The organism is Rickettsia slovaca 13-B, assembly GCF_000237845.1.
Taxonomy (GTDB): Bacteria; Pseudomonadota; Alphaproteobacteria; order Rickettsiales; family Rickettsiaceae; genus Rickettsia; species Rickettsia rickettsii.
This window is the reverse complement of record NC_016639.1, coordinates 378,639-404,256: the sequence shown is the minus strand read 5'-3', so window position 1 is coordinate 404,256 and position 25,618 is coordinate 378,639. Positions and strand designations below refer to the sequence as shown.

Below are 25,618 nucleotides of genomic sequence, written 5' to 3'. Positions count from 1 at the left end.
AATTATTTATTTAACATCTTTGCAGCTGTATCATCTTCTAACCACTGACCGGTATTTAAAAACGTAGATTGCTGCAACTCAGCGATTTGATGATCAGGTGACCCCGGTAACATTTGCCACCCCAAATATTCAATTCCATAATATCCTATATCAACCATACTTAAATAAGAGTCCATATTTTCTAAATCTTTTTTATTATTTGCAAAAATTACTATTTTTTTAGGTTGTTTCGGTATAATTTTTAAGAACTCTATAAGAGCTTTTACTCTATTTATATTACCGGTAAATATTATACCTAAATAAAAAATAGGGGCTTCAGCATCGCTTGGATTAAATCTAAATACATCTTTATCATTAACTTTATTAGTAAAATTAATATTGAGTCCGTAAAGTAAGGTATATAACCATCCTTCATAATTTTCAATTAAATTACATGGGGCCGTTATTTCCTGAAGACCTAAAACCGTTGCACCTTGCTGTTTCATCTTATTAATTAAATCTACCCATTTAGATTCAACAAGCATCATCTGACGCTGCACTATCAATTTTGCAATAGTTTTATTAACTGATGCGTTATCCGCTGCAAGACTATATAAATATTTAGTAAAATTTATATAAGAATTATCCTGATATCGAAAGAATTTGGATTTCGGTGTTATGATAGTATTATCTATATTTATAAGTACCAGCGTATCTGCATCTATCTTCGGTAATAAGTTTTTCATTGTTACTGAATCTACGGAGTAAGTAGGAATAATTTGACCGTAGCCCGCATACGAAATAACTAAGCAAAGTAAACTCAATAAAACTTTATTTATTCGTGTCATAAGGATTTTTACCTTTTGCATTATTATTCTTTAAAGGTGGATTATTTCTTTTTAGCTTATTTATTTGAGATATTAAATCATTAATCAGTTTAGTATAATATGCAACATCTTTATTTTTCGGAGTATTTTTATTATTATAATGATAACCAATAAATAATATATTAGAACTATAACTACTAAGTTGCAATTCCATTGAGCTTAGCAATTCTATGCTACTACTAATCATTATAAAGCATTTCGGTATAAAATTCATTTGAATAAGGAAATTGAGCATCATTTCCGCTTCCGATATATTATTACTCGTCAATATACCCTTATAAAATACCGGATAAGTATTAGCAAAACTGTCTAAATTATTAAAAATAATATAATTATTGTTTGGAAAACTATTTGAAAAATCAATATCGAAATTTTTCTTTAAATAATCGGCAAACCATATCTCAAATTTAGGAATATTATTAAAATTACCGGTAAACCCATCATTTACTGCTATTATGGGGATTTTACTATTACTCATTTCATTTACAAAATTTGGAAAATCAGATTCTTGTAATTCTTTCTTATAACTATCATTAGTTAAAATCAATTGCTTTATATAAATAGTTTTTGAATTTTTATTAATATTACGTAAAAGAGGAGTTAGTGTAGTAAGATAAATGTCTTTATCAAGCTGTGCAACGATAGGCACTAAAGACTTAAACAAAAATTCATCTAGAACCGTTACTACTAATAAATCCTGAGGTACATAATTTTTATTATAATTTTCTTTAAAATCTTGTTTTATTTTATTTAAACTATCCACTTCTATAATTTCTGCACGAGCTATAGAAGCAATAAATAATATTAGAATAAATATATATTTTTTAAACATTTATGATTTCCATTTTTTTAAAGGCAGCATATCACCCTGTGATTTTCTATGTCATTCCTACGAAAGCGGGAATCCAGAAAAAATAACCTTAATAATTGGTACATGTTTGACAAAATAAACATATAAAAGCTTGTTTTTTTATATGTTTTCCTAGATTCCCGCTTTCGCAGGAATGACATATATTAGTGTTATCACATCATACTGCTAATATCAATCCATTATAATATGGTAAATATGAAGTTTTTTTAGTTCGCTTGGCTGTACTGTTGGAAATGCATTTGGCGGCGGCATATTTTCAAGCGTGGGAAGATTTGTCGGTAAAATGCTTGGTGAGTATTTAGATCAACTAAATCACGAACCGATAGAATATGACAATATTAAAAATTTCAAAGAAAGTTTTAAATATGTAACAGCTAATTACGGCGAACCTATACCGCTAATTTTTGGTACTGCAAGAGTTAACGGACAAATAATTTCAAATCAAAATAAGCAACTAAATTGTTATGTTCTATAACCAGTTCCGTAACAAGAGCCGGTAGTAAGTAAATCTCTTTAGGGTACGAGTCTAGAGCTGATAAAATATAACTATTACCGAATAATAATTTGCTTGCAATTAGCTCACTAACAAAATCCGCTCCAGCTTTTTTGGGATTCGGTTTTTTTAGTAAATAATGCACCGGATAGTCTAAATATTACTTCTCCGGTTTTACTTTTAAGCACTTTCCACGGAACATGTCCCGCCGATTGTGCAATTAAATTAATACATCTATATACTATAACATTTTCTCGATAAGCTTCTATGTCGACTCTGATTAAATTACCATATGCAATGTCGTTTAGTCCAATAAAATTTTGTGATTTGGTAGTACTATTCTTCCAAAACTTTTTCCAATAATTTTTTATCATATATCCTAATATATTTATTGTTTTCAGGATTATATAATGATTTGGGAGGTAGACTAAGAGAGCTTAATAAGATGTTAATGTTCGTTAATGTAATTAAAATTATTTCTTTACAAATAGAAAGATATACTATTTATTATAAAACATATTACCATGAAATATAGCAACTTGATAGGATATAAAACATGTCTTTACCATCTGAATATTATTCACAATGACCCACAACAGCTTTGAATAAGCTAATAAAAAATTTTATAAAAACTAAAAAATATGACGAAATAAAATCAATTTTAGCATCTAAGAACAGCTATAATTTGTTAGGGTTACATCATGCCATTACGTCATTTGATCTAGAAGCATATACACTTATTATTTCTTATGCTAACCCTAGCCACTTTACTTCTGCTGAATACGATAGATATATACATAACATCGATGATACATCTATGCTTGATGTAGCAGCATTTATAAATTTTGATACTATACAATATGGAGATACAAAAAGCAGCATGTTGCAAGAGTTGATTAAGTTTAAGAAGAGAACGATTGAGGAGCACAATAACAATGCAATTAGTGAATTTAAAATAGAAGGATTTGAATTAAAAAATTAGCTAGTTATTTAAGTTTTCAAGAGTTTAAAAGCTTTATTGAAGATAATAAAATTGAGATAAATATTGAAGAACTTAATATTGCAAAATTTAAAATAGAAAAATTATCACCGATTGCATATAGCGAAAACTCTGATATTACTATTTTAATGACAAGGACTTACAATGTAAGCGATTTAAATGACAATATAATTCTTCATAACTATACAAAGCTTTTGCAATAGGGGCCTACAAATAAGTTATTAGCCTATATATAGCAGCGGTTAATATTAAAGTGCAAGATAGCCTAAAAATAATATTTGATAATAAATCATTTTCTCATTACGATTGAGACAATAACCTAATATGTATAGGCGCAGAAAAATTAAATTTAGAATCAATAATAGCACATGAATTTGGACATTATGCAATAGAGAAAATTTTATACAATGCAAGTATCCCACTAAATAATAGTTTTCAAATTTTGAAAACAGATTTCGTAAAAAATGTACCATATCAAAATGATGATAAAATATTTTTGCCTAAAAATTTTGAAAGCTTAAAGCGCTTAATTAATAGTTCATATGAATATAGTAGAGCGGCAAAACCAATACTTGATTTAACGGCAAATTTAATATTAACACCAGAGGAAAAAAATGAAATTAGTAGTAAATATAACGATAGTAAAGAATTGATTAAATATTTAAAAAACGAGACTATATTACCTATATTTTACTTTAATAATTATAGACCGGAACAGATACAAGAGAATTAGAGGAAGTTATAAAAACTAATTCTCATGCCCATATTATGTGACCAATTTAATTATTAATTTACTAAAATTACCTTGTGTAAAAGAACAGGATTATTATGAATTATTTGCAACTGATCACAAAGTTCAATTGCAATGTATATTAACCAAGATTCTACCGCAAATAATAAAAGATAAAGATCTTACTAGCGAGCAAGTTTACTACTTAGAAAGAATTGGAAATCTTATACACAGAGAATCAGATGATAGCGCTGCAGAGTTCATAGTTAGGTATCTAGAAATTAGTATAGATAATTTATTGCATCCCATCGAAGATTCACTTATTATTAATGCAATGCAGCCGCTGGCAGATTTTTGGGAGGAACACATAGTTCCTAAAATGGAATCTACTATTATAGGATGTACAAAGGAATATAATTGTGACACATTTGATGGAGCGTAATTAATTTAGCTATTGTTGTGTGGCGCTTTTTATGTCATACCTACGCAAGCAGGAATCCAGTACTTTAAAGCTTTTTAAAGATTTTACTTTAAAAGTGAAACAATATAATAAAAAAATCTTTGCAATCAAGATTTTTTTAGCCTGTATCCCTGCTTTCGCAGGTATGACATCACTGGCTTTTCGAAAACTATCCGGCACTATAACAAAAAAACCCTAATCACTAAAATTATACCTAATATTTTTTCTAGCAGAACTTATATCTTTTAAACGTTCACAAACCTTTTCAAAGACTTGTTTAGGCAAGATATTTGAAGCATTAATTTGTAAAAATTTATCGTCTTTTAATTTAATCGAAAAAGAAGGCTCTTGAAATTCTGGCCCATCAATTTCTCTAGCAATTTTTATATAATAACCGATTATATGACTGTTATAATAATCACTTTTACTAATCATTTTCTTAGCTATTTTATTAATCTGCATGTCAGTTTTAGCAGTATAAGTAACCGTAAGGGCAATACCTAGCATAAGACGCTGTCTATGACTAAAAGGAATGTCTGAAGATAATATAAATTCCGAAACAAAATTTGCTCTAAGCGTTTTATCAATATTTTTATTATATTGTGCTAGCATTATAGCGAGTTCAATAACAATACGAGTCGTGGCATCGGCATTAATTAAAAGATATTGTACTGCTTCAATATATTTTTCAATTTTACATATATTTCTATCAAATTTTACTAATCTCTTCACCCTCTCATAAATAATATCTTTTTCTGTTTCATGAGACGGCAACGAGTCAAATCTTACTCCTTCTTTTAAACCGTAATTTGAGATAATAATTTTTTCCGGTGAAAATACCTTAATCATTGCTTTTATTACTAAAACTGCATTATAATTTATGACTTTCTGCTCGTAATAACTCAGCTTTAATTTATCGATTTGCGATAATTTCTCTAAATATAACTCAAACTCTACACGATTTATTTCAAAATTATGTAAATTTTTAAGGGGATAATTTATAGACTCCATGTATATACGGCTCATTAGACGTAATGCACCGCCAATTAAATATAAATTAGGATAATGTGCAGCTCCAAATTCTTCCTCTAGCATTTTAGTAATCAGCCCGACATCACCAAAATTGCTACTAACAATAATTTTTGTACCAAGCGGCAATGATTTTAATTTACCGACTTTTTTATTTCCAATCTGTGCAAGCTCAAGACTTCCACCTCCAAGATCAGCTACAATACCGAAAGCATCACTAATACCGGAAATTAATCCGGCAGCAGTTAAATAAGCTTCACGTTCACCTGAGATAATTTCAATATCAATATTGAATCTCTTTTTAATTATAGCTTTGAATTCATCTGCTTTAGGATGCCCCCTAAGTATAGCTGTTGCAACACATCTAATATTAGTAACAGACAGTTTGGTAAAAATATGAATAAGATATTGTAGAGATAAATATGTTTGATGTTTTACGTCTAAATTATCTAAATTAAGTAAATTTGTAAGATAATTTCTAAATTTATAATTAAAAATTTCCGGCGCTCCAAACTCATCACTTTCATAAACTACAGCTCTTAAAGCATTTGAACCGATATCAATAATAGCTGAACGCATTTTACTCATTATTTTCCGGAACAGTTATTGTTTCGGTCTCTTCCGAAGCCCCATTATTATTTGCCCTAGGGTCAAAAGGTACTTGAGTAGGTACAAAAGTCGGCGGTAATAATCTACTAGTAAAAAACTTATCTTCATAATACTTAATTTTACGCGATTTTATAGGCGGAAAGGATTCTATTAAAACAATTTGCTCATCTCTCGGTAACTGTATTACTTCTTGAGGTAAAAGTAAAGCTCTTTGAACCTGAGAAACGTTTTGGGTTCTAGTAGCAATATTAAGATCAAAAAATAAAGGTTTACTAAATGATCTTTGTTCTACCGTCTTATTACCGACAAGCTGCGATATTAAATTTGCCGTTTCATAGTTATTAGCGGCAAAAGTAATACGATATGTTGCATTAGATAAGAAAGAATTCATCCCTGCATCTTCATATGTTCCTTTTAACTGCTGTGTATCTTGGATAATTAAAAATAAACGAACTCTATAACCTCTAAAATAAGCTATACCGGCTTTAAAAGTATCCATCTTCCCGAGCGTCGGGAACTCGTCAAGTAAGAACATTACTCCATACGGCTCTTCCTTTAAATCCGGCATTTTGCGGCTTAAAAATTCTGTCGCCTGCTGATAAAACACCTGCATTAATTTTTGTAAACGCTGTATATTATCGGGTGTTAACCCTACATATACGGTTGTTTTGACTTTTTTAAATTCTTGTATATTGAAATCAGAAGATGCTGTAGCTGAATCAATAAGTGGATTTGCCCATAATTCAAGCGATGAGTTCATTGTAGATATTACGCCGGAACGCTCTTTATCGGCTTTTTGCAAAAATGCAGCAATATTCATATATGCAACAGGATGTATTACACCACCAAGCGTATCGAGTACGACCGCTAGATTATAAACTACGTCGTCACTCCTCATAGTACGCACTACTTCACCGAAAGATTTAGTTTTAGTAGGATCGGCTATTAAATATAGAGTTACGCCTAAAAATAAGCTTCGTGCCTCATTATTCCAAAAATCCTTTTCCGGCATTATAAGATTTGAAATTTTTTGAACGTCATCAACCATTTGCCCAGGCTTAGTACTAACCCAATCAATCGGATTATAACAATGAGTAACACCATCAGGATTAGAAGGCTCCCATACAAAAACTTTCTGCCCTTGCTTCTCACGCCAACCACTTGTCAACCCGTGATTTTCAAGCTTTATGTCATGCACTACTACCGAATCACTCCAAAATAACAAATTAGGTATCACAAACCCTACACCTTTACCTGAACCGGTAGGAGCAAATAATAAAGCATGCTGGAATCCGTCTGCAACAAAATATCCACCGGCATCAACACCGATCAGCATACCTTTCTTAGATCTAAGACCTGCAGCCTCTATATCTGACGGATTAGCCCAGCTTGCATCTCCATATACTTTTTCATCTTGTTTGAAAAATTGTAATGATTTTATTCTTTCAAAATTTTTAATGTAAAATATTATAACAATAATAGCCGGACTGAGAAGAGAGGCAAGTAGCTTCAATTTTAAATAATTATAGTCGGCAATTTTTAACTGCCCCCAAACGTTAATAAGCCAATAAGCCCACTTATAAGCAATATTTATAGCATTTATATTTACACCTAAAGCTCCAACCTCATTAGTAAAAATTGCAACAAATGCACCGCTTATCCAAATGGTACAAAAAATAACAACCGGATGAATTATAGCATGACCGAATATATTTCTAGTAACTTTAAGTATCTTATGCCATTCCATGAATTGATATTCCTAGTTTATGCTTATATATATATTAGTTTTTGCGTGGAGTAATTTTTACGTCATTGCGCGCAACTAAAAGGAGCGTGGCAATCTCAGGATTGTGGCCTGAGATTGTGCTTAGTCAATTACTTCGTAATTTCCTCGCAATGACGTTTTTAAACCATCCCCTCAGCGTTCTTGTTCTTCTTATAATATACTTCCGAAACATATCTTTTCCCGCCGCTACCGCGTTTTAACTGCACAACGATATCTACAACGGTTAAAATATACTTCTTTACTTCTTCAGGCGGCATACCAAGATCTGCTTGCATAACCATAAGCTTTAACTGCTCAATAGCCATAGCGGGACTATCAGCATGCAGTGTTGATATTGAACCGGGATGACCTGTATTAATAGCACGCAAAAAACTAAAAGCTTCCTTACCTCGAAGTTCACCTACTATAATCCTATCTGGTCTTAAACGCAAACAGGCCTCTATTAAATCTTGAGTAGTAACATTTGCACGCCCCTGTCCTCCTTTGGAAGCCAGTAAATGCACTCTGTTAGGATGGCGTGATAGCACAACCTCACGAGCATCTTCTACAGTAATTAATCTTTCTATTGCAGGTATTTCAGTGAGTGCCGCATTAGTAAAAGTAGTTTTACCGGTTGAAGTACCGCCGCTAATTATGATATTTTTCTTTGAAACAACTGCATGTCTAATAAATTCTTTAATCTTTTTTTCAGCTAAGAAATTATTTAAAATTACTGCATCTTCATCTACTAAACTCTCTGTTGCAGTATCATCAAATGCCCCCATTTTAGCATATTCATCTAAAGTTAGATTCATACCGCTAGGCTTTCTTATAGCATAAATGATTTGTCCTATCTCACAAGCAGGAGGAAATACTATTTGAATACGGTAGCCATTCGGCAAAGTTGCCGAAAGAAGCGGTTTTTCTTCTGAAATCATCTGTTCGGTAGATTGAGCGACTAAACTCCCTAATGCAAGTAGATGTTCGCTATCCAGTTCCGGTATTTGCTTAGAATATATATCGCCTTTTTTTTCAACCCATACTTCTCCGGGCTTATTAACCATAATTTCGTTAATACCGTCTTCAGCAAATAAATTTTTAAAAGGAAGTAAAAACGTCTCTAAGGCTGCAAATTCTTCATTCATTTCATTACCTTCGATTTTAATAAAACGGCTTTTGGGAATTTATAATCCTTATTAACGTATATTCTAACCGGCGTACCTTGATTAACCGTTGTCGTCGGCTTAAACTGCTGCTGAGTTATCATATTTTTTACAACATTCGTTACATCCGTAAAAGCTTGAGTAGAAGCTTGTTGTGCTTGAGTCGGAGTTGATGCTATAGAGGTAGTAGTAAGCAAACTTGAAGCTGCCGTATTAACTGCCTGTACTAAGGTTTGAAGTCTCTGCTCATCAGTATTCGCTGAAGAAGCAGTTTGTGCGGTTGTACATGCTTGAGTCATAGTAGTATAAGCAGTCGAAGTTTTATCGGTAATAGCCGCAAGTATATTAGTACAAATTGTAACTATCCTAGTATTTGCATCCATAGCGGTATTAGACGCAATAGTTTGAGCAGTATTTAACAATTGTTTTGCCGTAGCACTATTGGTAGCCGCTGCCTGAGAAGCTATAGGAGGCGGCACTAACTTATCAAGGACTTTAGCAAGCCCTATATTAAAGCCGGATTGTAATACGGCATTTGCAAATTGTTCTTTATATTTATTATCAACTCTTCCTTGTAATCCCGGTCTACCTAAATTATCAACTGCAGGTGAGTCGAATTCTATAGTATAACCGCTCGTTAAATCGATTCTATCCCATATTATAGAAACTCTACCATAACTATCGGACGAAGTTGAGGTTGCATATTTACCGAATATTTTTGACCCTTTCGGTATCAATATCACTTTATCTTTCTCAGAAAATACGTCTCTACTAATAATGGCTCTTATTTCACCGCCGAGATCACTATTTATTGCCGTCTCAAGGACTGCATCAATTAATTTACCGCGTCCGAGAACCAAAGACATATCACCACGATCTTTAAAGGTCGTTTCTGCCGTAATCTGTTCCGGTGTTTTTTTAGGCTCTACACCACCAATTAACACTATAGCTGATTTTCTTTTTGCTTCACGACGTTGCTTCTCTGCATCGCTCTCAACTAACGTTCCTGAAGTCGAAGGCAACGAAACCGGCGGCAATGGAAGCGTTTTGTCTTTATTCTCTTCTACAGGAGTAGTAGGAGGTAAGACCGGTGGAACTTTTACTACCGGAGGGGGAGGCGGTGGAGGAGCGGTGGGCGTCTCAAGCTTAGGCGGATCAGGTAACTTTGGAATCTCCGGAATATTATCATCAACCTCCGTAACAGGTTTTACAATATTACTCGGTATCTGAGTCTCCGGTATTTCTTCTTTTTCAGTACCGAAAAAAAGAGTATAAAAAATATATATAAAAATACCACAAATTACGACTACTATCGCAATACTCTTATTAAAGCTAACCGAAACTTTTGATAATTCTCTTTGTACTTCAGGAGAATCTGCTCCTGATAAAGAACCGGTATTATGATTGTTATTTTGCTCTTCAGCCATATCTAAATTATATTAGTTAAAGTGTTTTGATTGTCATTGTTACGTGGATCGATTTTTCCGTCATTGCGAGGAAACCTCAGAGCAATTGTACGTCCGCAATCTCAGGAGTTTGTATTATTTCATAAGATTGCCACGCAGCCTACGGCTGCTCGCAATGACATATCTACGCAGAAATGACATCGATTAAAATCTTGCCATGTAATTACTATTTTTCTTAGGGTAGTAAAATTTAATTACATATACTAAATCCCTTTCGTTACCCATCATAAGTTCCGTAGAAGCGATATCAAATTCATATATTCTTTTATTAGTTATAATAGTCATATTTGTACGAATATCTTTTTCAAGAGGCTTAATAAATAATCTATTGGCCAAAGGAGTTATTTTCCAAGCATAAGCATCCCCAAGAATTATATTTTGGACTTCTTCGTTTTTAGCAAATTCTATATGCGATTGAAAGCCAAAATGCAAAACTAATAAATAAACTTCATTTGGATTATATATATAAGTTTTTATCCTATTATCTTTAGTTATAGATAAATCATCTACATAATTATTACTACTATTACATGGATCATCTACAAGTGGACATTCTCGTTGTACTGTAAAACCGCTTAATAATATAAAAACTAAAAAATAAAATCTAACTATTGTCATCGTCTACCCTATATCCGTTCACTTGAAACCCTACCGGATTTACATCAAGTTCTGAATCTGTTAATTGCATAGGCACATAAGCATAACTTACTACCGCTATTTTATTATAAACTAATTGGTTTCCTGATGTTTCATTTACGGAAAATCTAACTATATATTTATCTGCTGCGATTTTTGACCATGATTTTATTACTAAAAATGTAGTATTCTCTTCTTTATATTTTAAAGTAGGATCAAAATCTTTATTTCTTATATAGCCAAGATAATTGTAATAAACACTGCTTGTTGAAAATAATCTTATTGTCGTACGAGCTATCGTCGCAAAATCAACCGGATTATATGTTTCCCGTGCCGTTATGTATTTCTTTATAAAATACCTTGTAAGAGACTCATCCGCCGTTAACACTGGTGATGAAATAGGTTCTACCACTGAGGCACGTCCGGTATTACTATTAAGCTGAATAACAAAAGGCTCAAACTGTTTAGATTTCACTACAAAGGCTATTACTAAAGTTGCTATAACCATAAAAATGGTTAGTAGTATTATTAATATGATAAGTAAGTTACGTTGAACAAATAACTTATCAGATCGCTCTTCATACCAATTCTGAGTAATTTTTAAAGGATTAGCCGATTTAATACTTTCTTGCGTTTGTGTATCTCCTGCACCGCTTTGCGAGTTATTACTTGATTTAAAGAAGCCAAATATATTATTCATATCAAAGGTATTTTTATTATTACATTGTTATTGTGTAAAACTATTACTTTTATACTATATTTACTGAATTAACAGGTCTTCTTATACAAGGATTTACGCTTACACTCGAACCATCATCTATATCAGCAGAAACGCACGGGCTTTTAATTTCATAAGGAGCTGAAGGGGTACATGACAACAATTGAGCAAGCATAATTAATACTAATAGAAGCTTTAATGATTTTAACATTCTAATTATACATTATTAAATTATCTTGTTACTATTTTAAAATTACCTTACTATACAACAGTTCACAAGCATTTTTTAAAAAAATCTATTTATAAATATAAAAAAATATTAAAAAGATTGTAAACTATTATACTCTGAAGTAAATAAAGAGTAGTTATACGAAGTTCAGCTTAGGAGAAGAGCGTATACTTAATACGTGGCTACCTGCGGACTTATAAAGACATTGTCGCCAATTTTTCAAGTGGGATGAGTATAACATAATAACTACCATCAATAATTGTTATTGTATAATTTTAATTTATAATTTATTTATTTTAATTTTAAAGTTAAACAATATTTGGTATTGTAGCAACAATATAAACTTATTTTATAGCTTAAAATAACATTAAATTAAATCATAATCATATTATAATAATTATGATAGAGTGTTAAAACAGAATAAAATTAGATATTAATCTAGTAATTATGGACCCATTAACCAACGCAATACAAGAATATATAAAATCCGGCGAATATTTTATTGATGCAAGAAAATGGTATAATTTTAAGTATATCTTACCGTTAAGTCATAGAAGTCTTCTGCTTTTAATATGCACGATTTTTACCTTATTATTAACCTTAATTTGTATAAATATCAACATATTGCTACCTATAAACAAAAAAGTAAATTATTTAATAAAAGATGATGCCGAAAAACAAGCTGCCGTTACTAATACTAAACATTCAACATTAGTAAAGCCTTATATCTCTATTGCAAATATTATGCTTCAGAATTATGTAAACCAACGAGAAGAATACAATTACGATATATTAAAAGAACAATTTACCTTTATCAAAAATGCTTCTACGAGTATTGTTTATATGCAATTTGCTAATTTTATGAATATTGATAACCCATTATCACCGGTCATAAGATATCAAAAACTATATAGACGCTCAATTAATATATTATCAATTAACAATATAAACGATAACGAGGCAGTTGTTACTTTTGAATCATTGGCAAAAAATAGTACGGATGCAATTTTAGAAAATATGGTATGGGAAGCAAGAATCGGATTTATAATGGATTCTATCAGTACAAATACATCACCTGATATGCCGTTCAATTTTACCGTTACTAGTTACAAGCTAAAGTTATTAAGGAATAAAAATCAGAAATAATATGAAGCAACTAATAATATTTTGTACTTTTATAATACTTACATTAGATGTATTTGCTCTTACTATATCACGACCTCTAGGTCGAGACCCACGTCTAAGAGTTATGACTTATAACCCTGACGATGTTTTCAAATTCACAGGATATTACGGCTATCAAGCAAGTATAGAACTAGCAAGAGACGAGGAAATAGTAAGTATTTCTATGGGAGATACTACTTCATGGCAAATAGTACCTGCCGGTCATAGGATTTTTATTAAACCGATGGAACCGGATGCTACTACTAATATGACTTTAATTACTAATAAACGGACGTACTTCTTTGAACTATATGCCGCCGAAACTCTTGATATGCGTGATCCTGAAATGGTCTTTAACGTAAAGTTTCTTTATCCGGATGACGAAAATGACAATATGAGCGGTCATATGCAAACTTTTTCTGCTGCCCTAGCAAGTCCCGACCTGACTCATCCTGAAAAATATAACTTTAATTACTATATTAGCGGCAGCGAAGAAATAGCTCCTATTAAAATTTTTGATGACGGCGAGTTTACTTATCTGCAATTTAGAGACAAAAACGCTGAAATTTCCGGTATTTTTGCTGTAGATGATTCACTTCGAGAATCTTTAGTAAATTATCGCCTTGCTCAAGATAATCCTAATATGGTGATCCTTGAACAGGTTTTTCCTAAGCTCGCTATACGTAAGGGCAAAAAAGTCACATGCGTATTTAATCAGTCTTTCAAAGCGTATTAATGTCTACCAACGTCATTGCGGCAATGACGATGAAACTGATTCACGTCACAATACTTTTCTTACAATAACAATATAATTATGCATAATTTAATATATTTCTTTGCCTTGATCTTACTAACTAGCGGCTTATTTATAATGCTTACAAGTCGTAATTATATTCATAAAATTATCGGGCTTGGAATCTTTCAAAGTTCGGTGTTAGTATTTTATTTAAGTATCGGAAAAATTAAAACAGGCGGTGTACCTATTTTCCAAGAGGGCATCACTACTTACACTAGCCCTTTGCCTCATGTATTAATGCTAACTGCTATAGTAGTTGGGTTTGCTACTCTTAGCGTAGCTTTAAGTTTAATATATCAAATTTATAAACATTTTGGTACAATATCAGAAAATGAAATTAATTTTGATAAATGATTCTAGCTAACCATGTCCCTATCATACAAATATTATTCCCTTTATTTGGGGCTTTACTCTCAATAATATCTTTTCGCTTTATTACCTTTGCACGAATAATTACTACGATTTGTATTTTATCTAGCCTTTTGGTCAGTGTTTATGGATATAGCATTATACAAAATACGGAGCTATCTTACACCATGGGAGGATGGACTTCAAAAATAGGAATAGAATATCGGCTAAATGCACTAAACCAAGCTATTATTATTTATCTTAACTTGGTTTTATTATTCTTTTTAGTTTTTTGTCATAAGATTACTAATCAAACTATCTTAAAATATATAAACAATAATAGAAAATCTTTATTTTACGGTATATTATTATTCGCTCATACGGGCTATTTAGGGATGATGGCTACTCACGATTTTTTTAATCTATATATATTTATAGAGATTTCGGCACTTAGTAGCTATGTCCTGATAGCCTCAGGTAATAATCCAAAATCTTTAATCGGAGCTTTTGATTATTTGATAATAGGTAGTATCGGTGCAACTCTTATTCTTATATCTATAGGATTTCTGCTAAGCATTACGGGTAGTTTGAATATGGCAGAAATTGCAGCGTATTTACAAGAACATACTAATTCCCGTATAATCACTATAGCTATCGGTTTTTTCTTAATAGGTGCTATTTTAAAAACAGCTTTTTTCCCTATGCATTTTTGGATGATGAGAGCTTATAATAACACGGCTTCAGTTATTTTAGTATATTTAGCAGGGATTTCTACTATAATAGGAATATATATAATATATAAATTTACTTATATTATTATAGGCTATGAGACAATTAAAACGGCTATTACAAATTTTATAAAACCTATCGCTTTAGCTACTCTTATTATAGCCCCATATTTTGCTTACCAAACAAAAGATTTCAAGAATATTATAATTTATTCATGTTGTACTCAAATAGGTTACGTATTTTTATTATACGTAACCGAAAACGGTATAATAGTTTTACCAAGTTTATTACTTGCGGATAGTATAAATAAAATAGCTCTTTTCTTGATAGATGCTTATAATGGAAGCTATAAAAGAGAGCCTAACAAAGTTTTAATAATAATTGCTATTATGTGCAGCTGTGGCTTACCTATCAGTCCATTATTTTTTATCAAAGTAAATATTCTTGAATTATTATTAACACAAAATCTACTATTAGATTTTATTATAATTTTACTTAGCTCCGTAGGATCGTTATTTTACCATTATAAAATGGTACTATTGTCATTCCCGCTTTCGCGGGAATCCAGTAATTAAAAAATATAAACACAGTAAGTTTTTAAAACTAAAAGCACGATTTATCTCGCTTTTTCTGGATTCCCCCACTTTTAGCTAGGCATGACATAGAAAGCCATACAGGTAATGCTCTAACCATACTATCAAAAAAAGTATAACAGCTTATTATGATTACACAATTTACTACTCCGAGTCTTTTGATTCTATCAACTTTGCTAGTTGGTGCATTAAACTTAACTAGCCCGTATGCCACTCAAAAAGATAGCTTTATACGTAATTTTTTACTTATTACTATTGCTATTTTTTTCTTCGGTAATATTTTAATTATAGACTGGTTGTTTTTAAAAGGTATTAGAGCAGGATTTGAATTTAATATATTCGGTAATTACTCTATAGGATTCCATCTTGAACCTTTAGGGCTTATTTTCTTAAGTTTAATAGGCTTTTTATGGATTTGTGCTTTACTTTACACTCCTAAATATCTTGCTATTAATAATATAGACTATTCTTCTAGATTCTTATTTTTCTTTAACTTCACTATTCTAATCGGTGTTTTAATTGCTTTATCTAGCAACTTATTCACGATGTTTATTTGCTATGAGCTTTTAACTATTTCTACAGCTTTTTTAATAGGACATACCAAAAATAATATAGTACTTAGCGGGTTATATAAATATCTAAAAATTCTGATGATTTCTGCCACAATATTATTTTTACCGGCAGTGATAATTATTTATACTAAAACCGGTAACGGAGATTTTGCAAGTGGAAGTTTAGTAGAAAATTATTTTTCCAAAAACCAGTCAATTATTTTATTGTTAATGTTTATTTGCGGTATTGCTAAAACTGCAATTTTTCCGGTGCATTCATGGCTTCCTGCTGCAATGGTTGCACATTACCCCATTAGTAGTTTGCTGCATGCCGTAATAGTGGTTAAAACCGGATTATTTTGTATTTACAAAATCCTATTATATATATTCGGTTTATCGTATTTACAAATGATATTTGCCGAGTTTAACTGGTTAATTTTTATACCGATAGTAAGCATATTTTATAGCTCAATCAAAGCCCTAGACACGGATAATATCAAAAAAATACTCGCCTACTCCACTATGAACCAATTAAGCCTTGCATTGCTTAGTGCTTTCATGTTAACACCTAAGGCACTTGGAGCCGCAATACTCCATTTAGTTTCACATTCTTTTACAAAAATCTGCTTATTTTATAGTATGGGAAGTATTTACAGTTTAAAGAAAGCCGATCAAGTACAGAATTTACATGGTACATCCAAAGAATTTCCTTTAATTTCTTTTATTATATCTATCTCTTCATTATCATTAATCGGTATACCTATCTTTAGCGGATTTATTAGCAAATTCTCAATATTACTTGCCGCAAGCGAACAGAATCAAATCATTGTTATGATTGTCGTAATAGCTAGTAGTATATTCTCAAGCCTTTACCTGCTCAAAATATTAAGCTCTATTTATAAACCTTCTTTAGTAGAATCTAGCGTAACAAAACCACTCCCCTACTCTATGCAAATTAGTATAATAATGTGCTGCTGTACCGTAACTCTTTTCTATTTTATTCAAATCTTAATCAGAGAATTTTTAGCTTATATTACATAAACATATTTACATAATCTACACATAATCATATAATATGTATACCGTAGATACTTCAAAAGTTGGAAGTCAAATAAGCAGTGCACCTACACAGCGTACAATAGTGAGCACAGGCGAATCCCGAAATTGGACGTACCAAATCTTGAAGTATCAAAGGTATAAATATGGTAATTATTTTTGAGGATAAATATGGCACAAATTATTAGAGCAACAGAATTTGTACGATCTTTTTCAGATATTATGAATAGAGTTTACTATAAAGGCGAAAGCTTTGACGTTCAAAAAGGTAATCATATCGTAGCAAGGATTACGCCTGCAGAAATCAAGCCTTCTGTAGCAGTAAGAGACTTAGAGGAAGCTTTTAAAAATGGTCCACATCTTGATCCTGAAGATGCTGATCAATTCATGAAAAATCGCGAAGAAATAAGACACAATACTAAACAAGATATTAAAAAATTGGTTGAAAGATGGGATTAATTATTGATACTGCTATAATCATAGCTTTAGAAAGAGAAAAGGTCAGTACTAAGCAATGGTCACATTACGGTCAGACTTATATTAGCCCTATTGTGTTAACTGAACTATTAATAGGAGTAGATAGAGTCAAGAATGAGAATAAACGTATAAAATGTTTAGCTTTTATAGAATACGTAAAAAGTCTGTTTACTATATTACCTTTCGGTATTGAAGAAGTATATACATATGCACGTATTACTCATGATTTATACACACAACGTATAACTATAGGAACTCATGATATGCTTATTGCAGCAACGGCTATTACAAAAGGTTTTCTGATATTAACTCTAAATGTAAAAGACTTTAAAAGAATCCAGGGACTAGAGGTTTTAACAGTTTCTTCTAAGGATTAAAATGTTTATTCAAAATACCAAGTGTACATTTCCGCTTACTAATTTTGAGCTTATGTTTGATTTTCACCCACAAAATCAGCTAATAGCTCTAGCATTTCTAATTGTTACTGCTATCTTAAATCTTTATACAATTTCCCAAAATAGAAAATTAGAATGCTTAATCGGTAGTTTATACTGTTTAGCCTCTATTATATGCGTATTTGCAGCTGATTTTATTTCCATGATAATCTCGCTTGAATTCATGACGATTTTTGCCTGCATAATTATTTTTTGTAACCAATTAAAGATAAAACCGGCACGTCAATATTTCCTCACTCATTTATTCAGCAGCGGGCTAATCTTAATCGGTATGACTCTTCTAATCCAAACAACAAGTAATACGACTTTTACTTCTTTAACAGAATCAGTAAATAATTTTGAGTTACCAGCAATATTCATACTTGCAGGTTGTTTAATTAATGCCTCGGCTATTTTTGTAAACGGCTGGGTGGTTCATTGCTATCCTATAGCTTCAAGTAGCGGTATTGTATATTTAATTAGTTTTACTACTAAAGTTATTTTAATTATCATTTTAAAATTATTTAGCGGTCTTGAGATATTAAAGTTTTTTGGGATATCAATGATCATTTACGGATTAGTATTGTCTCTAATTGAAAAAAAACTTAAACGATTAATATGTTATCTTACCGTATCACAGCTTGGTTTTATATTAACGGCTATTAGCATAAACTCTCCAAATATAGCTTATCTTATTACAAGCTTTATATTCATACATATATTATATAACGGATTATTTGCTTTATATTTCGCTTATATAGAAGATGAGTATGATATTAAAAATTACCAAGATCTTCAGAATACTCAAATTAATTTTATTTTATTAAGCGGATTTGTTATTAGTATATTGATCTATACATCTATACTGCCTATTCGTTCTTCTTATATTAAAGATGAAATAGCTAATATTTTAAACGAGAATAGTGTAATGCTATTTTCCAAGATAGCGACTTGTACCGTATTATTTGGGTTGTTGATGGAGAGTTCTACGTCATTCCCGTCTCTCTTTATGTCATTCCTGCGAAAGCAGGAATCCAGTAAAAACCTTAAAAATAAAAGCTTTATAATATTTCTGGATTCCCGCTTTCGCAGGAATGACATAAGAACTATAACCTACCTCTCTTTCTGCATCATAACTTTATGCATATGTTTATTCTACCCTATTCAAATATCACATACTGCTAACTTTAAGCTAGTGATCCTTGCAATCTCACTGTTATTGGCTTTAATATTTAGAAAAATACCACGCATTTCGACAGAAAACATAAACCTTGACCTATACCAATATATTGAAAAATTTATATATTTCAGTATCGATAAATATAAAGAAACGGCAGACAATAACGAAGATGCGGCAGAATATCTTAATTTTAAGGTTATTTGGGATAATATTTTAAGTAAAATATCTGCTTGGCATAATCAGCAAACTGCTATATTGATTGTATTATTCCTATTAATTAGTTTGATTTTAACACTACAATAATTCGATGTCATTGTTGTATAGATACCAAAATCGTCATTGCGAGAAGAAACTGTAAGTTTCAACGAAGCAATCTAGTAAACAATTCTGATTACAGAATTTTTTTATTATTTTACTAGATTGCCGCGTCGCCTACGGCTCCTCGCAATGACGACTTTAGGCATAACAACACAAAAAAATAAAAAACATGAAACCACCAATAACAGACAAACAAAATTACAACTTTGAAGTTCACGAAGCAACAATAAACGATGATTATCACTGGCTGCGTGATCCTAAGTGGCCAAATGTAGAAGACTCTAAAATTTTAGATTATTTAAAAGCTGAGAATCAATATACCGAAAATTTCTTTGCCGATCTGCAAAATGATAAGGAAAAGATTTTTGAAGAATTAAAAGGACGGGTTAAATTAGACGATGAATCGGTTTATGTTAAGAACAAAGATTATTACTATTACCATAGAGTAGAGGAGAATAAAAATTATCCGATATATTGCAGAAAGCATAATAATATGGATTCAGCAGAAGAAGTAATATTAGATGTCAACCTTCTTGCTCCAAATAGCAGTTTTACTGATGTTGCTACAGTTGCAATGTCACCTGATCACAATTTAATGGCTTATAGTGTTAATTTTACAGGTAATGAACAATACAATATCAAAATATATAACCTTAAAGAACAAAAATACTTACCTGATGAATTAGGCAATGTACAGCTAAATCTCGATCGCTTCAGACAAGATGAATTTCAGGACAAGCCTGCGGAACGTACAAATGTACGTGAGCATAGGCGAATGCCGCAAAATTCGCTTGTATCAAGCGATCGAGATTTAGCTGTAGCTCCTACTATAATTTGGCATGAACACTTAAACGGCTTTTTCTATATTACTATTAATGAGAATCAACGCTGGGATAAGGTAATGTTTCACCGTCTAGGTGAAGAGGTCACTCAGGATAAATTAATATTCGAGGTAAAAAACCCTCTTCATTTTATCAGCTGCAAGAAATCAGCAAGTCATGAATATATTTTTATAAATTCAGGCGATCATAATGAAAATGAAATTTACGTAATTTCTATGCAGGATGATAGTTTTACGCCTAAATTAGTACGAGCTGCAGAAAACAAAATATTCTATGAAATAGAATATAATGGCGATTATTTTTATATTAAAACTAATTATAAAGCTAAAAATTTCCATGTTATAAAACTGCCGGTAAATAATTTTGAAAATACTAGCTGGGATGATTGGGATGATATTTATATTAAGGAAGAACAAGACAAATATTTAAAAAGCTTTAATGTTACAAATAATTATTTAATCTTAAACTATCGTGACCAAGGTTTACCGCTAATTAAAATAAAGCGATTTAAAGATTTACAAGAAAATACAATTTATTTTCCCGACGAAAGTTTCCAAGCAAGTAGTTTTTCTACAAACTTTGAGGAAGACGATATCAGAATAGATTACTCTTCTCTAGCAAGACCCAATACCACTTATAGTTACGATTTTAATAGCGATAAATTAACGATATTAAAGAGCCACGAAATACCTTCAGGCTTTAACCCGGAGGAGTATAAAGTAGAGAGAATATTTGCAGATAATGAAGATGTAAAAGTACCTATAACCTTGTTTTATAAAAAATCTTTATTTAAAAAAGACGGTTCAAATCCTTTATATCTAATGGGTTACGGTGCTTATGGCATCGCTATGCCCGTCAATTTTAGAAATACAGCAGTGACACTTGCCGATCGCGGTTTTATTTACGCAGTTGCTCATATTAGAGGTGGCGATGATCTAGGTCATGATTGGTATGAAGCTGCTAAGTTTTTAACCAAAAAAAGAACATTTGAAGACTTCATAGCCTGTAGTAGAGCTTTAATTAACGAGCAATATACAAGTAACAACAATATAGTAATAATGGGCGGTAGTGCCGGCGGTATGTTAATCGGTTACATACTCAACGAAAAACCGGAAATCTATAGAGCAGCAATCGCGCATGTACCGTTTGTTGATGTTTTGAGTACCATGCTTGACGAAAGCTTACCGTTAACTCTCTTGGAATATAATGAGTGGGGTAATCCGAAAGAGAAAGAATATTTTGAATATATTAAATCATATTCCCCTTATGATAACGTAAAAGCACAAAACTACCCTGCTCTATTCGTTACTTGCGGTATATCCGACCCACGTGTAGGTTACTGGGAACCTGCTAAATGGGTAGCAAAATTACGAGCACTAAAAATGGACAATAATCCCTTATTATTAAAAACAAATATGGATACGGGACATAAAGGTTCTGCCGGTCGTTTTGATTATCTGAAAGAGATAGCTGACGAATTAGTATTTATTTTTAAGGTGTTTGATGTTGAGGTTTAGTTAGCAGATTTGTGGCTGGAATCCTGTTATGTCATTCCTGCGCAAGCAGGAAGCCAGGAACAAGCGCAATAAATTGAGCTTTTAAAAAGCTTTAAAGTACTGGATTCCTACTTTTGCAGGAATGACATACAACACCTCTACTGAATACAAAAACAATGCATAAAAATTATCTAGAACAATTACAAAAATTACCGATTACTTTAATTTTACTAATTAGCTTAATTTGCTGTATTGGTTTCATTGTGCTTTATTCTGCAGCAAATAGTAATTTGCAGCCCTGGGCTTACAAACAAATTATAAATTTTTGTATATTCTTGCCTTTAGCTATTATTATTGCATTAATTGATTTACGCATAATATTTAGGTTATCGTATATCTTTTATTTGTGCGTACTCGCTTTACTAGTAGCCGTGGAGCTTTTCGGCTCAACTGCCATGGGCGGTAAAAGATGGATTGATATCGGTATAGTTAAGCTTCAACCTTCCGAACCGATAAAAATCGCCGTTGTACTAATGCTTGCTAGATATTTCCATTCACTAACAATTGATGATCTTACAAAATTTCATAAAGTTATTATACCGATTATAGGAGTTTTAATACCGGCTTTTCTAATAATTAGAGAACCAGATTTAGGTACGGGAATGATTGTTTTAATTGTTTCGGCAATTATATTTTTTGCGGCAGGTCTTAGAATAAAATATTTTATAATACTAGGTCTTGCTGCTCTTATTAGCCTACCTATTGCTTGGAATATGATGTATGATTATCAAAAAAAACGGGTAATGGTTTTTTTAGATCCCGAACATGATCCGCTCGGTGCTAGTTATAATATTATTCAGTCTAAAATCGCTATAGGTTCAGGTAGCCTATTTGGACGCGGTTTAAATCAAGGTAGCCAAAGCCATTTGGATTTTCTTCCCGAACATCAAACTGACTTTATCTTTGCTACCTTCGCTGAAGAGTTCGGCTTTATAGGAGGAATGTTTTTACTAATATTATATTTTGCACTTATAACTATTTCTTTATTAATTGCCGCAAATTGCCGAGAGATTTTTAGTAAATTAATGGTAATAGGTATTACTTCAATCTTATTTATTCACGTATTTATTAATATAGCTATGGTTATGGGCTTGCTTCCCGTAGTAGGCGTACCGCTACCGTTTATTTCTTACGGCGGAACAATGATCGCATCCATGCTAATCGGCTTTGGGCTTGTGATGAATGCTCAGGTACACAGACATACCGCTTTAAACTAGTGCAATTATATTGACAAAATGGATAACATAAATTAATAATAAGTTGCACTTCACTTTCTGATTTTCGTATAAAGCGAAATTTCCTATTGACTTTTATATAAAACAGTATAGATTTCTTTACAATTTAATTTTTTATAAAGAATTTATGCTCGGCTATGAGAAAGCACAAACAAGTTTAAATAGAGAACCAAAACAAGCATGAGGTATTTTGTCTATTGACACTTTTCTTGAATATTTTGATTTATATTTATATGTACATATGGCAGCAGTGCTTCTCAACGAGCTTTTCCTCAAGCTGATCCTCAGACTGCTCTAATCTATGAAGCAGCTGCATTATGTTCAACATATGTATTTAGACCGATAGGAGCATTAATCTTTGGTTGGCTTGGTGATAATATAGGAAGAAAATCAACTATAATAATAACTACTTTGCTTATGACTATAGCTTGTTTTATTATGGCAAATCTTCAGCTTATGATGAAATAGGAATTGTAAGCTACATGGGTTATGATAGCATGCCGTATGGCACAAGGCATGTCCTCAATGGGGAAAGTAATAGGAGCAGATGTATATTTAACTGAATTTATTAAACCACCTGTACAATATCCAACTGTAGCAACTTTAGATAGTTTTTGTATATTAGGTGGTTTTGGAGCATTATGCTTAGCTTCTTTAGTTACTTCATTTGGTTTTAGTTGGCGTATAGCTTTTTTAATCGGTGCTGGAATCACTATAGTAGGAGTCATCGGGAGAACTTCGCTTAGAGAGACACTGGAGTTTGTGGATGCTAAACGATATTTAAGAAAAACTTTAGAACAAGCTAATATTGATCCTAAGAAGATAAGTAATATTAAAACTATTATAGCGTTTTTTTTATTAGATTGTACAGGTCCTGTAGCATTTTATGTATCATATATTTATTGTGCTAATATATTAAAAATACTGTGAATTATAGCCCTGCAGAAATTATTCATCAAAATTTATTTGTAGCACAGTTTAATTAATTGTTGTTTTATTTCATGTGCCTCTATATACACAGCAATTTTTACAACACTAATTAAACTTTCCTCATTTTTTCAGGTGATTTAGCACCTAAAGTTTGTAAATTACACATTCTGTCAAAGAACTTTATTAATACTGTATCATATCTTTTTTGTCTAACTAGCAAATTCAGACCTTTCTCACTACTTATTTTTCCGTAAGGTTTTATTCTAGTTAAACCCTCTACGTGCTTTGCTACTTCCGGTCCAATAGTTATTACTTCTTCAGTCAGTGCTATATCTTCAATAGTATCATGCAGTAAAGCAGCTTGCAGCATAATAGCATTATAAAGCTTAGAAGCTTCTTCGGCTACAAACTCTGCGAGCATAATCGCTACTTCAATCGGGTGAGAATAATAAGGATCGTCTAATTGACGTATTTGTAAGTCGTGATACTTGCGAGCGTAGTAGATACCTTTTTTAACTTCTTCTATATCAACAGGATTTTTTACTTTAGCATTTAAATATTCGATGTTGTCTAATAGTTTTTTAGCGTAAACGCAAGTTTCAAACTTTTCTTTCCAAGAGCTTAAATCTTCCATAAAAGTCATTTCTTATTTTTATTAATAATAGTTGATTACAATTAAAACAAAAATTAAAAATTGTAATAATAAATGGCTTTTTAATCCTAAAGAAGCATAGTAATTTTAACCTTTTGGTATTTCAGTAACTTCATTATGTTTTATTAGTGCTGTTATTGCTTATCCCGTATAAAGCTTATCTGCCAAAAACTTTCTTCTTTATATTATCTTCTTCTAAAAAATATATCACTTTTTTCATTCAATATATCATCACGGTTTGTATATAAAGATTCAATAAATAAAATAGAGTCCTTTAAAGCTAGTTGCACAGCTATATTATCCTGATCATGTCTTTCTATAGCTTTAGAAAGCCCAAATTCTTTAACTACATTACCTAATTCTTTTATATTAGCTCTAGTAGAATCAGAATTTGATATAGGTGTTTTTGAGAGATTTATTATTTCGTTTCTACGTTCTTGTGTTTTAATAATAACTATTTTCTTTAAGTTATCGTCTAAATCTTCCATTCCAATTTTATTGCGAATAATATCGTTTATACTCATTACTTTATTTCCATGCTTTCTCTCATGCCTTGCTGCTACTATACTGCAAGCCAAATCTGTTAATATATCTATTAAGAAACTTTGCGTTATTAAATCTATACCTTTTACTAATATTTTTATTATACCCTCTTGCTTATTTTAGTTTCAGCAATACAGCAAGCATTTATGATATTTTTATATTCCAATAAAATGCATTAC

At 31.5% G+C, this 25,618-nt stretch carries 29 protein-coding genes and 1 pseudogene; 18 read left to right on the top strand and 12 right to left on the bottom strand.

The features are described from left to right. Positions 1-2 precede the first annotated feature (2 nt). Positions 3-848 (bottom strand): DUF2608 domain-containing protein, encoded by an 846-nt coding sequence (locus tag RSL_RS02085; protein ID WP_014419757.1) that lies wholly within the window; start codon positions 846-848, stop codon positions 3-5. Then, the gene (locus tag RSL_RS02080) at positions 811-1,698 is read right to left on the bottom strand and encodes a DUF2608 domain-containing protein (protein ID WP_014273340.1); all 888 of its coding nucleotides are present in this window, start codon (positions 1,696-1,698) and stop codon (positions 811-813) included. The genes RSL_RS02085 and RSL_RS02080 overlap by 38 nt, the downstream gene beginning before the upstream one ends. Before the next feature lie 289 nt (positions 1,699-1,987). On the opposite strand from RSL_RS02080, the gene RSL_RS02075 reads away from it, so the two are divergent. Beyond that, the gene (locus tag RSL_RS02075) at positions 1,988-2,212 is read left to right on the top strand and encodes a hypothetical protein (protein ID WP_049779715.1); all 225 of its coding nucleotides are present in this window, start codon (positions 1,988-1,990) and stop codon (positions 2,210-2,212) included. Positions 2,213-2,319: 107 nt separating this feature from the next. Here the strand turns inward: RSL_RS02075 and RSL_RS02070 are convergent, their stop codons facing one another. Beyond that, positions 2,320-2,604, bottom strand: coding sequence for a hypothetical protein (locus RSL_RS02070; protein ID WP_014273338.1), 285 nt, complete (start codon positions 2,602-2,604; stop codon positions 2,320-2,322). Between the two features lie 227 nt (positions 2,605-2,831). Here RSL_RS02070 and RSL_RS02065 point away from each other — a divergent pair, with 227 nt between their 5' ends. The 4 genes from RSL_RS02065 to RSL_RS10625 all read left to right on the top strand — a co-directional run bounded on the left by RSL_RS02065 (position 2,832) and on the right by RSL_RS10625 (position 4,619). Beyond that, entirely contained in the window at positions 2,832-3,212 is a 381-nt protein-coding gene (locus tag RSL_RS02065) for a hypothetical protein (RefSeq protein WP_014273337.1), read from the top strand. A 460-nt stretch (positions 3,213-3,672) separates the two neighbouring features. Continuing rightward, positions 3,673-3,963, top strand: coding sequence for a hypothetical protein (locus tag RSL_RS02060; protein ID WP_014273336.1), 291 nt, complete (start codon positions 3,673-3,675; stop codon positions 3,961-3,963). 37 nt (positions 3,964-4,000) lie between these two features. Continuing rightward, entirely contained in the window at positions 4,001-4,402 is a 402-nt protein-coding gene (locus RSL_RS02055; protein WP_014273335.1) for a hypothetical protein, read from the top strand. 31 nt (positions 4,403-4,433) lie between these two features. Next, on the top strand, positions 4,434-4,619 hold the full coding sequence (locus RSL_RS10625) for a hypothetical protein (protein WP_041472075.1): 186 nt from the start codon (positions 4,434-4,436) through the stop codon (positions 4,617-4,619). Here the strand turns inward: RSL_RS10625 and RSL_RS02045 are convergent. The 7 genes from RSL_RS02045 to RSL_RS02015 form a co-directional block, all read right to left on the bottom strand. Next, positions 4,616-6,028, bottom strand: a complete 1,413-nt coding sequence (locus tag RSL_RS02045) for a Ppx/GppA phosphatase family protein (protein WP_014273333.1) — start codon at positions 6,026-6,028, stop codon at positions 4,616-4,618. The genes RSL_RS10625 and RSL_RS02045 overlap by 4 nt on opposite strands. 1 nt (position 6,029) lies before the next feature. Beyond that, positions 6,030-7,805: a type IV secretory system conjugative DNA transfer family protein gene (locus RSL_RS02040; RefSeq protein WP_010977045.1), complete on the bottom strand. Its 1,776-nt coding sequence runs from the start codon at positions 7,803-7,805 to the stop codon at positions 6,030-6,032. A 158-nt stretch (positions 7,806-7,963) separates the two neighbouring features. After that, positions 7,964-8,968 (bottom strand): P-type DNA transfer ATPase VirB11, encoded by a 1,005-nt coding sequence (gene virB11 / locus RSL_RS02035; RefSeq protein WP_014273332.1) that lies wholly within the window; start codon positions 8,966-8,968, stop codon positions 7,964-7,966. After that, positions 8,965-10,413, bottom strand: a complete 1,449-nt coding sequence (locus RSL_RS02030; protein WP_014273331.1) for a TraB/TrbI/VirB10 family type IV secretion system protein — start codon at positions 10,411-10,413, stop codon at positions 8,965-8,967. The genes virB11 and RSL_RS02030 overlap by 4 nt, the downstream gene beginning before the upstream one ends. Before the next feature lie 183 nt (positions 10,414-10,596). Further along, positions 10,597-11,070, bottom strand: a complete 474-nt coding sequence (locus RSL_RS02025; protein ID WP_004996190.1) for a TrbG/VirB9 family P-type conjugative transfer protein — start codon at positions 11,068-11,070, stop codon at positions 10,597-10,599. Next, on the bottom strand, positions 11,057-11,788 hold the full coding sequence (locus tag RSL_RS02020) for a VirB8 family type IV secretion system protein (RefSeq protein WP_014273330.1): 732 nt from the start codon (positions 11,786-11,788) through the stop codon (positions 11,057-11,059). Before RSL_RS02020 ends, RSL_RS02025 begins: the two co-directional genes overlap by 14 nt. 49 nt (positions 11,789-11,837) lie before the next feature. Further along, the gene (locus RSL_RS02015) at positions 11,838-12,017 is read right to left on the bottom strand and encodes a DUF2706 domain-containing protein (protein ID WP_010977041.1); all 180 of its coding nucleotides are present in this window, start codon (positions 12,015-12,017) and stop codon (positions 11,838-11,840) included. A 465-nt stretch (positions 12,018-12,482) separates the two neighbouring features. On the opposite strand from RSL_RS02015, the gene RSL_RS02010 reads away from it, so the two are divergent. The 13 genes and pseudogenes from RSL_RS02010 (at position 12,483) to RSL_RS07090 (ending at position 24,244) form a co-directional block, all read left to right on the top strand. After that, positions 12,483-13,181 carry a VirB8 family type IV secretion system protein gene (locus RSL_RS02010; protein WP_014273328.1) on the top strand — a complete coding sequence of 233 codons (699 nt, stop codon included), beginning with the start codon at positions 12,483-12,485 and terminating at the stop codon, positions 13,179-13,181. Position 13,182: 1 nt separating this feature from the next. Next, a complete protein-coding gene (gene virB9, locus RSL_RS02005; RefSeq protein ID WP_010977039.1) occupies positions 13,183-13,935 on the top strand; it encodes a P-type conjugative transfer protein VirB9 in 753 nt (250 codons plus the stop codon). Between the two features lie 78 nt (positions 13,936-14,013). Then, positions 14,014-14,349: a Na+/H+ antiporter subunit C gene (locus RSL_RS02000; protein ID WP_010977038.1), complete on the top strand. Its 336-nt coding sequence runs from the start codon at positions 14,014-14,016 to the stop codon at positions 14,347-14,349. Beyond that, positions 14,346-15,647, top strand: a complete 1,302-nt coding sequence (locus RSL_RS01995; protein WP_014419756.1) for a proton-conducting transporter transmembrane domain-containing protein — start codon at positions 14,346-14,348, stop codon at positions 15,645-15,647. Before RSL_RS02000 ends, RSL_RS01995 begins: the two co-directional genes overlap by 4 nt. Positions 15,648-15,793: 146 nt before the next feature. Beyond that, entirely contained in the window at positions 15,794-17,257 is a 1,464-nt protein-coding gene (locus tag RSL_RS01990) for a proton-conducting transporter transmembrane domain-containing protein (RefSeq protein WP_014273326.1), read from the top strand. Positions 17,258-17,288: 31 nt separating this feature from the next. After that, positions 17,289-17,413: pseudogene (locus RSL_RS08560) on the top strand (palindromic element RPE5 domain-containing protein); the annotation flags it as partial. Between the two features lie 30 nt (positions 17,414-17,443). Beyond that, a complete protein-coding gene (gene vapB, locus RSL_RS01985; protein ID WP_012150592.1) occupies positions 17,444-17,731 on the top strand; it encodes a type II toxin-antitoxin system antitoxin VapB in 288 nt (95 codons plus the stop codon). Then, positions 17,722-18,126, top strand: a complete 405-nt coding sequence (gene vapC, locus RSL_RS01980) for a ribonuclease VapC (protein WP_012736758.1) — start codon at positions 17,722-17,724, stop codon at positions 18,124-18,126. The genes vapB and vapC overlap by 10 nt, the downstream gene beginning before the upstream one ends. A gap of 1 nt (position 18,127) precedes the next feature. Next, complete coding sequence (locus RSL_RS01975) at positions 18,128-19,666, top strand: proton-conducting transporter transmembrane domain-containing protein (protein WP_014419755.1); 1,539 nt, start codon at positions 18,128-18,130, stop codon at positions 19,664-19,666. Positions 19,667-19,850: 184 nt separating this feature from the next. Then, positions 19,851-22,040, top strand: coding sequence for a prolyl oligopeptidase family serine peptidase (locus RSL_RS01970; RefSeq protein ID WP_014273324.1), 2,190 nt, complete (start codon positions 19,851-19,853; stop codon positions 22,038-22,040). Between the two features lie 155 nt (positions 22,041-22,195). Next, a complete protein-coding gene (gene rodA, locus RSL_RS01965) occupies positions 22,196-23,296 on the top strand; it encodes a rod shape-determining protein RodA (protein ID WP_014273323.1) in 1,101 nt (366 codons plus the stop codon). 243 nt (positions 23,297-23,539) lie between these two features. Then, positions 23,540-23,782 carry an MFS transporter gene (locus RSL_RS10620; RefSeq protein ID WP_324602880.1) on the top strand — a complete coding sequence of 81 codons (243 nt, stop codon included), beginning with the start codon at positions 23,540-23,542 and terminating at the stop codon, positions 23,780-23,782. 21 nt (positions 23,783-23,803) lie between these two features. After that, positions 23,804-24,244: an MFS transporter gene (locus RSL_RS07090; protein ID WP_014273322.1), complete on the top strand. Its 441-nt coding sequence runs from the start codon at positions 23,804-23,806 to the stop codon at positions 24,242-24,244. Between the two features lie 109 nt (positions 24,245-24,353). Here the strand turns inward: RSL_RS07090 and RSL_RS01955 are convergent, their stop codons facing one another. Together RSL_RS01955 and RSL_RS01950 are read right to left on the bottom strand one after the other, a co-directional pair. Beyond that, the gene (locus RSL_RS01955; protein ID WP_014273321.1) at positions 24,354-24,878 is read right to left on the bottom strand and encodes an HD domain-containing protein; all 525 of its coding nucleotides are present in this window, start codon (positions 24,876-24,878) and stop codon (positions 24,354-24,356) included. 203 nt (positions 24,879-25,081) lie between these two features. Next, a complete protein-coding gene (locus RSL_RS01950; RefSeq protein ID WP_014419754.1) occupies positions 25,082-25,474 on the bottom strand; it encodes a hypothetical protein in 393 nt (130 codons plus the stop codon). Between the last annotated feature and the right edge of the window lie 144 nt (positions 25,475-25,618).

What these genes read in the sequence shown, in the direction of transcription:
- RSL_RS02010 (WP_014273328.1), top strand. Translation starts at nt 12,483, where the DNA reads ATGGACCCATTAACCAACGCAATACAAGAATATATAAAATCCGGCGAA.
- RSL_RS02080 (WP_014273340.1), bottom strand. Translation starts at nt 1,698, where the DNA reads ATGTTTAAAAAATATATATTTATTCTAATATTATTTATTGCTTCTATA.
- RSL_RS02000 (WP_010977038.1), top strand. Translation starts at nt 14,014, where the DNA reads ATGCATAATTTAATATATTTCTTTGCCTTGATCTTACTAACTAGCGGC.
- RSL_RS02025 (WP_004996190.1), bottom strand. Translation starts at nt 11,070, where the DNA reads ATGACAATAGTTAGATTTTATTTTTTAGTTTTTATATTATTAAGCGGT.
- RSL_RS02020 (WP_014273330.1), bottom strand. Translation starts at nt 11,788, where the DNA reads ATGAATAATATATTTGGCTTCTTTAAATCAAGTAATAACTCGCAAAGC.
- rodA (WP_014273323.1), top strand. Translation starts at nt 22,196, where the DNA reads ATGCATAAAAATTATCTAGAACAATTACAAAAATTACCGATTACTTTA.
- vapC (WP_012736758.1), top strand. Translation starts at nt 17,722, where the DNA reads ATGGGATTAATTATTGATACTGCTATAATCATAGCTTTAGAAAGAGAA.
- vapB (WP_012150592.1), top strand. Translation starts at nt 17,444, where the DNA reads ATGGCACAAATTATTAGAGCAACAGAATTTGTACGATCTTTTTCAGAT.
- RSL_RS01970 (WP_014273324.1), top strand. Translation starts at nt 19,851, where the DNA reads ATGAAACCACCAATAACAGACAAACAAAATTACAACTTTGAAGTTCAC.
- RSL_RS10625 (WP_041472075.1), top strand. Translation starts at nt 4,434, where the DNA reads ATGTCATACCTACGCAAGCAGGAATCCAGTACTTTAAAGCTTTTTAAA.
- virB11 (WP_014273332.1), bottom strand. Translation starts at nt 8,968, where the DNA reads ATGAATGAAGAATTTGCAGCCTTAGAGACGTTTTTACTTCCTTTTAAA.
- RSL_RS07090 (WP_014273322.1), top strand. Translation starts at nt 23,804, where the DNA reads ATGATAGCATGCCGTATGGCACAAGGCATGTCCTCAATGGGGAAAGTA.
- RSL_RS01955 (WP_014273321.1), bottom strand. Translation starts at nt 24,878, where the DNA reads ATGGAAGATTTAAGCTCTTGGAAAGAAAAGTTTGAAACTTGCGTTTAC.
- RSL_RS02040 (WP_010977045.1), bottom strand. Translation starts at nt 7,805, where the DNA reads ATGGAATGGCATAAGATACTTAAAGTTACTAGAAATATATTCGGTCAT.
- virB9 (WP_010977039.1), top strand. Translation starts at nt 13,183, where the DNA reads ATGAAGCAACTAATAATATTTTGTACTTTTATAATACTTACATTAGAT.
- RSL_RS02085 (WP_014419757.1), bottom strand. Translation starts at nt 848, where the DNA reads ATGCAAAAGGTAAAAATCCTTATGACACGAATAAATAAAGTTTTATTG.
- RSL_RS02030 (WP_014273331.1), bottom strand. Translation starts at nt 10,413, where the DNA reads ATGGCTGAAGAGCAAAATAACAATCATAATACCGGTTCTTTATCAGGA.
- RSL_RS02045 (WP_014273333.1), bottom strand. Translation starts at nt 6,028, where the DNA reads ATGCGTTCAGCTATTATTGATATCGGTTCAAATGCTTTAAGAGCTGTA.
- RSL_RS02070 (WP_014273338.1), bottom strand. Translation starts at nt 2,604, where the DNA reads ATGATAAAAAATTATTGGAAAAAGTTTTGGAAGAATAGTACTACCAAA.
- RSL_RS01995 (WP_014419756.1), top strand. Translation starts at nt 14,346, where the DNA reads ATGATTCTAGCTAACCATGTCCCTATCATACAAATATTATTCCCTTTA.
- RSL_RS02015 (WP_010977041.1), bottom strand. Translation starts at nt 12,017, where the DNA reads ATGTTAAAATCATTAAAGCTTCTATTAGTATTAATTATGCTTGCTCAA.
- RSL_RS01990 (WP_014273326.1), top strand. Translation starts at nt 15,794, where the DNA reads ATGATTACACAATTTACTACTCCGAGTCTTTTGATTCTATCAACTTTG.
- RSL_RS01975 (WP_014419755.1), top strand. Translation starts at nt 18,128, where the DNA reads ATGTTTATTCAAAATACCAAGTGTACATTTCCGCTTACTAATTTTGAG.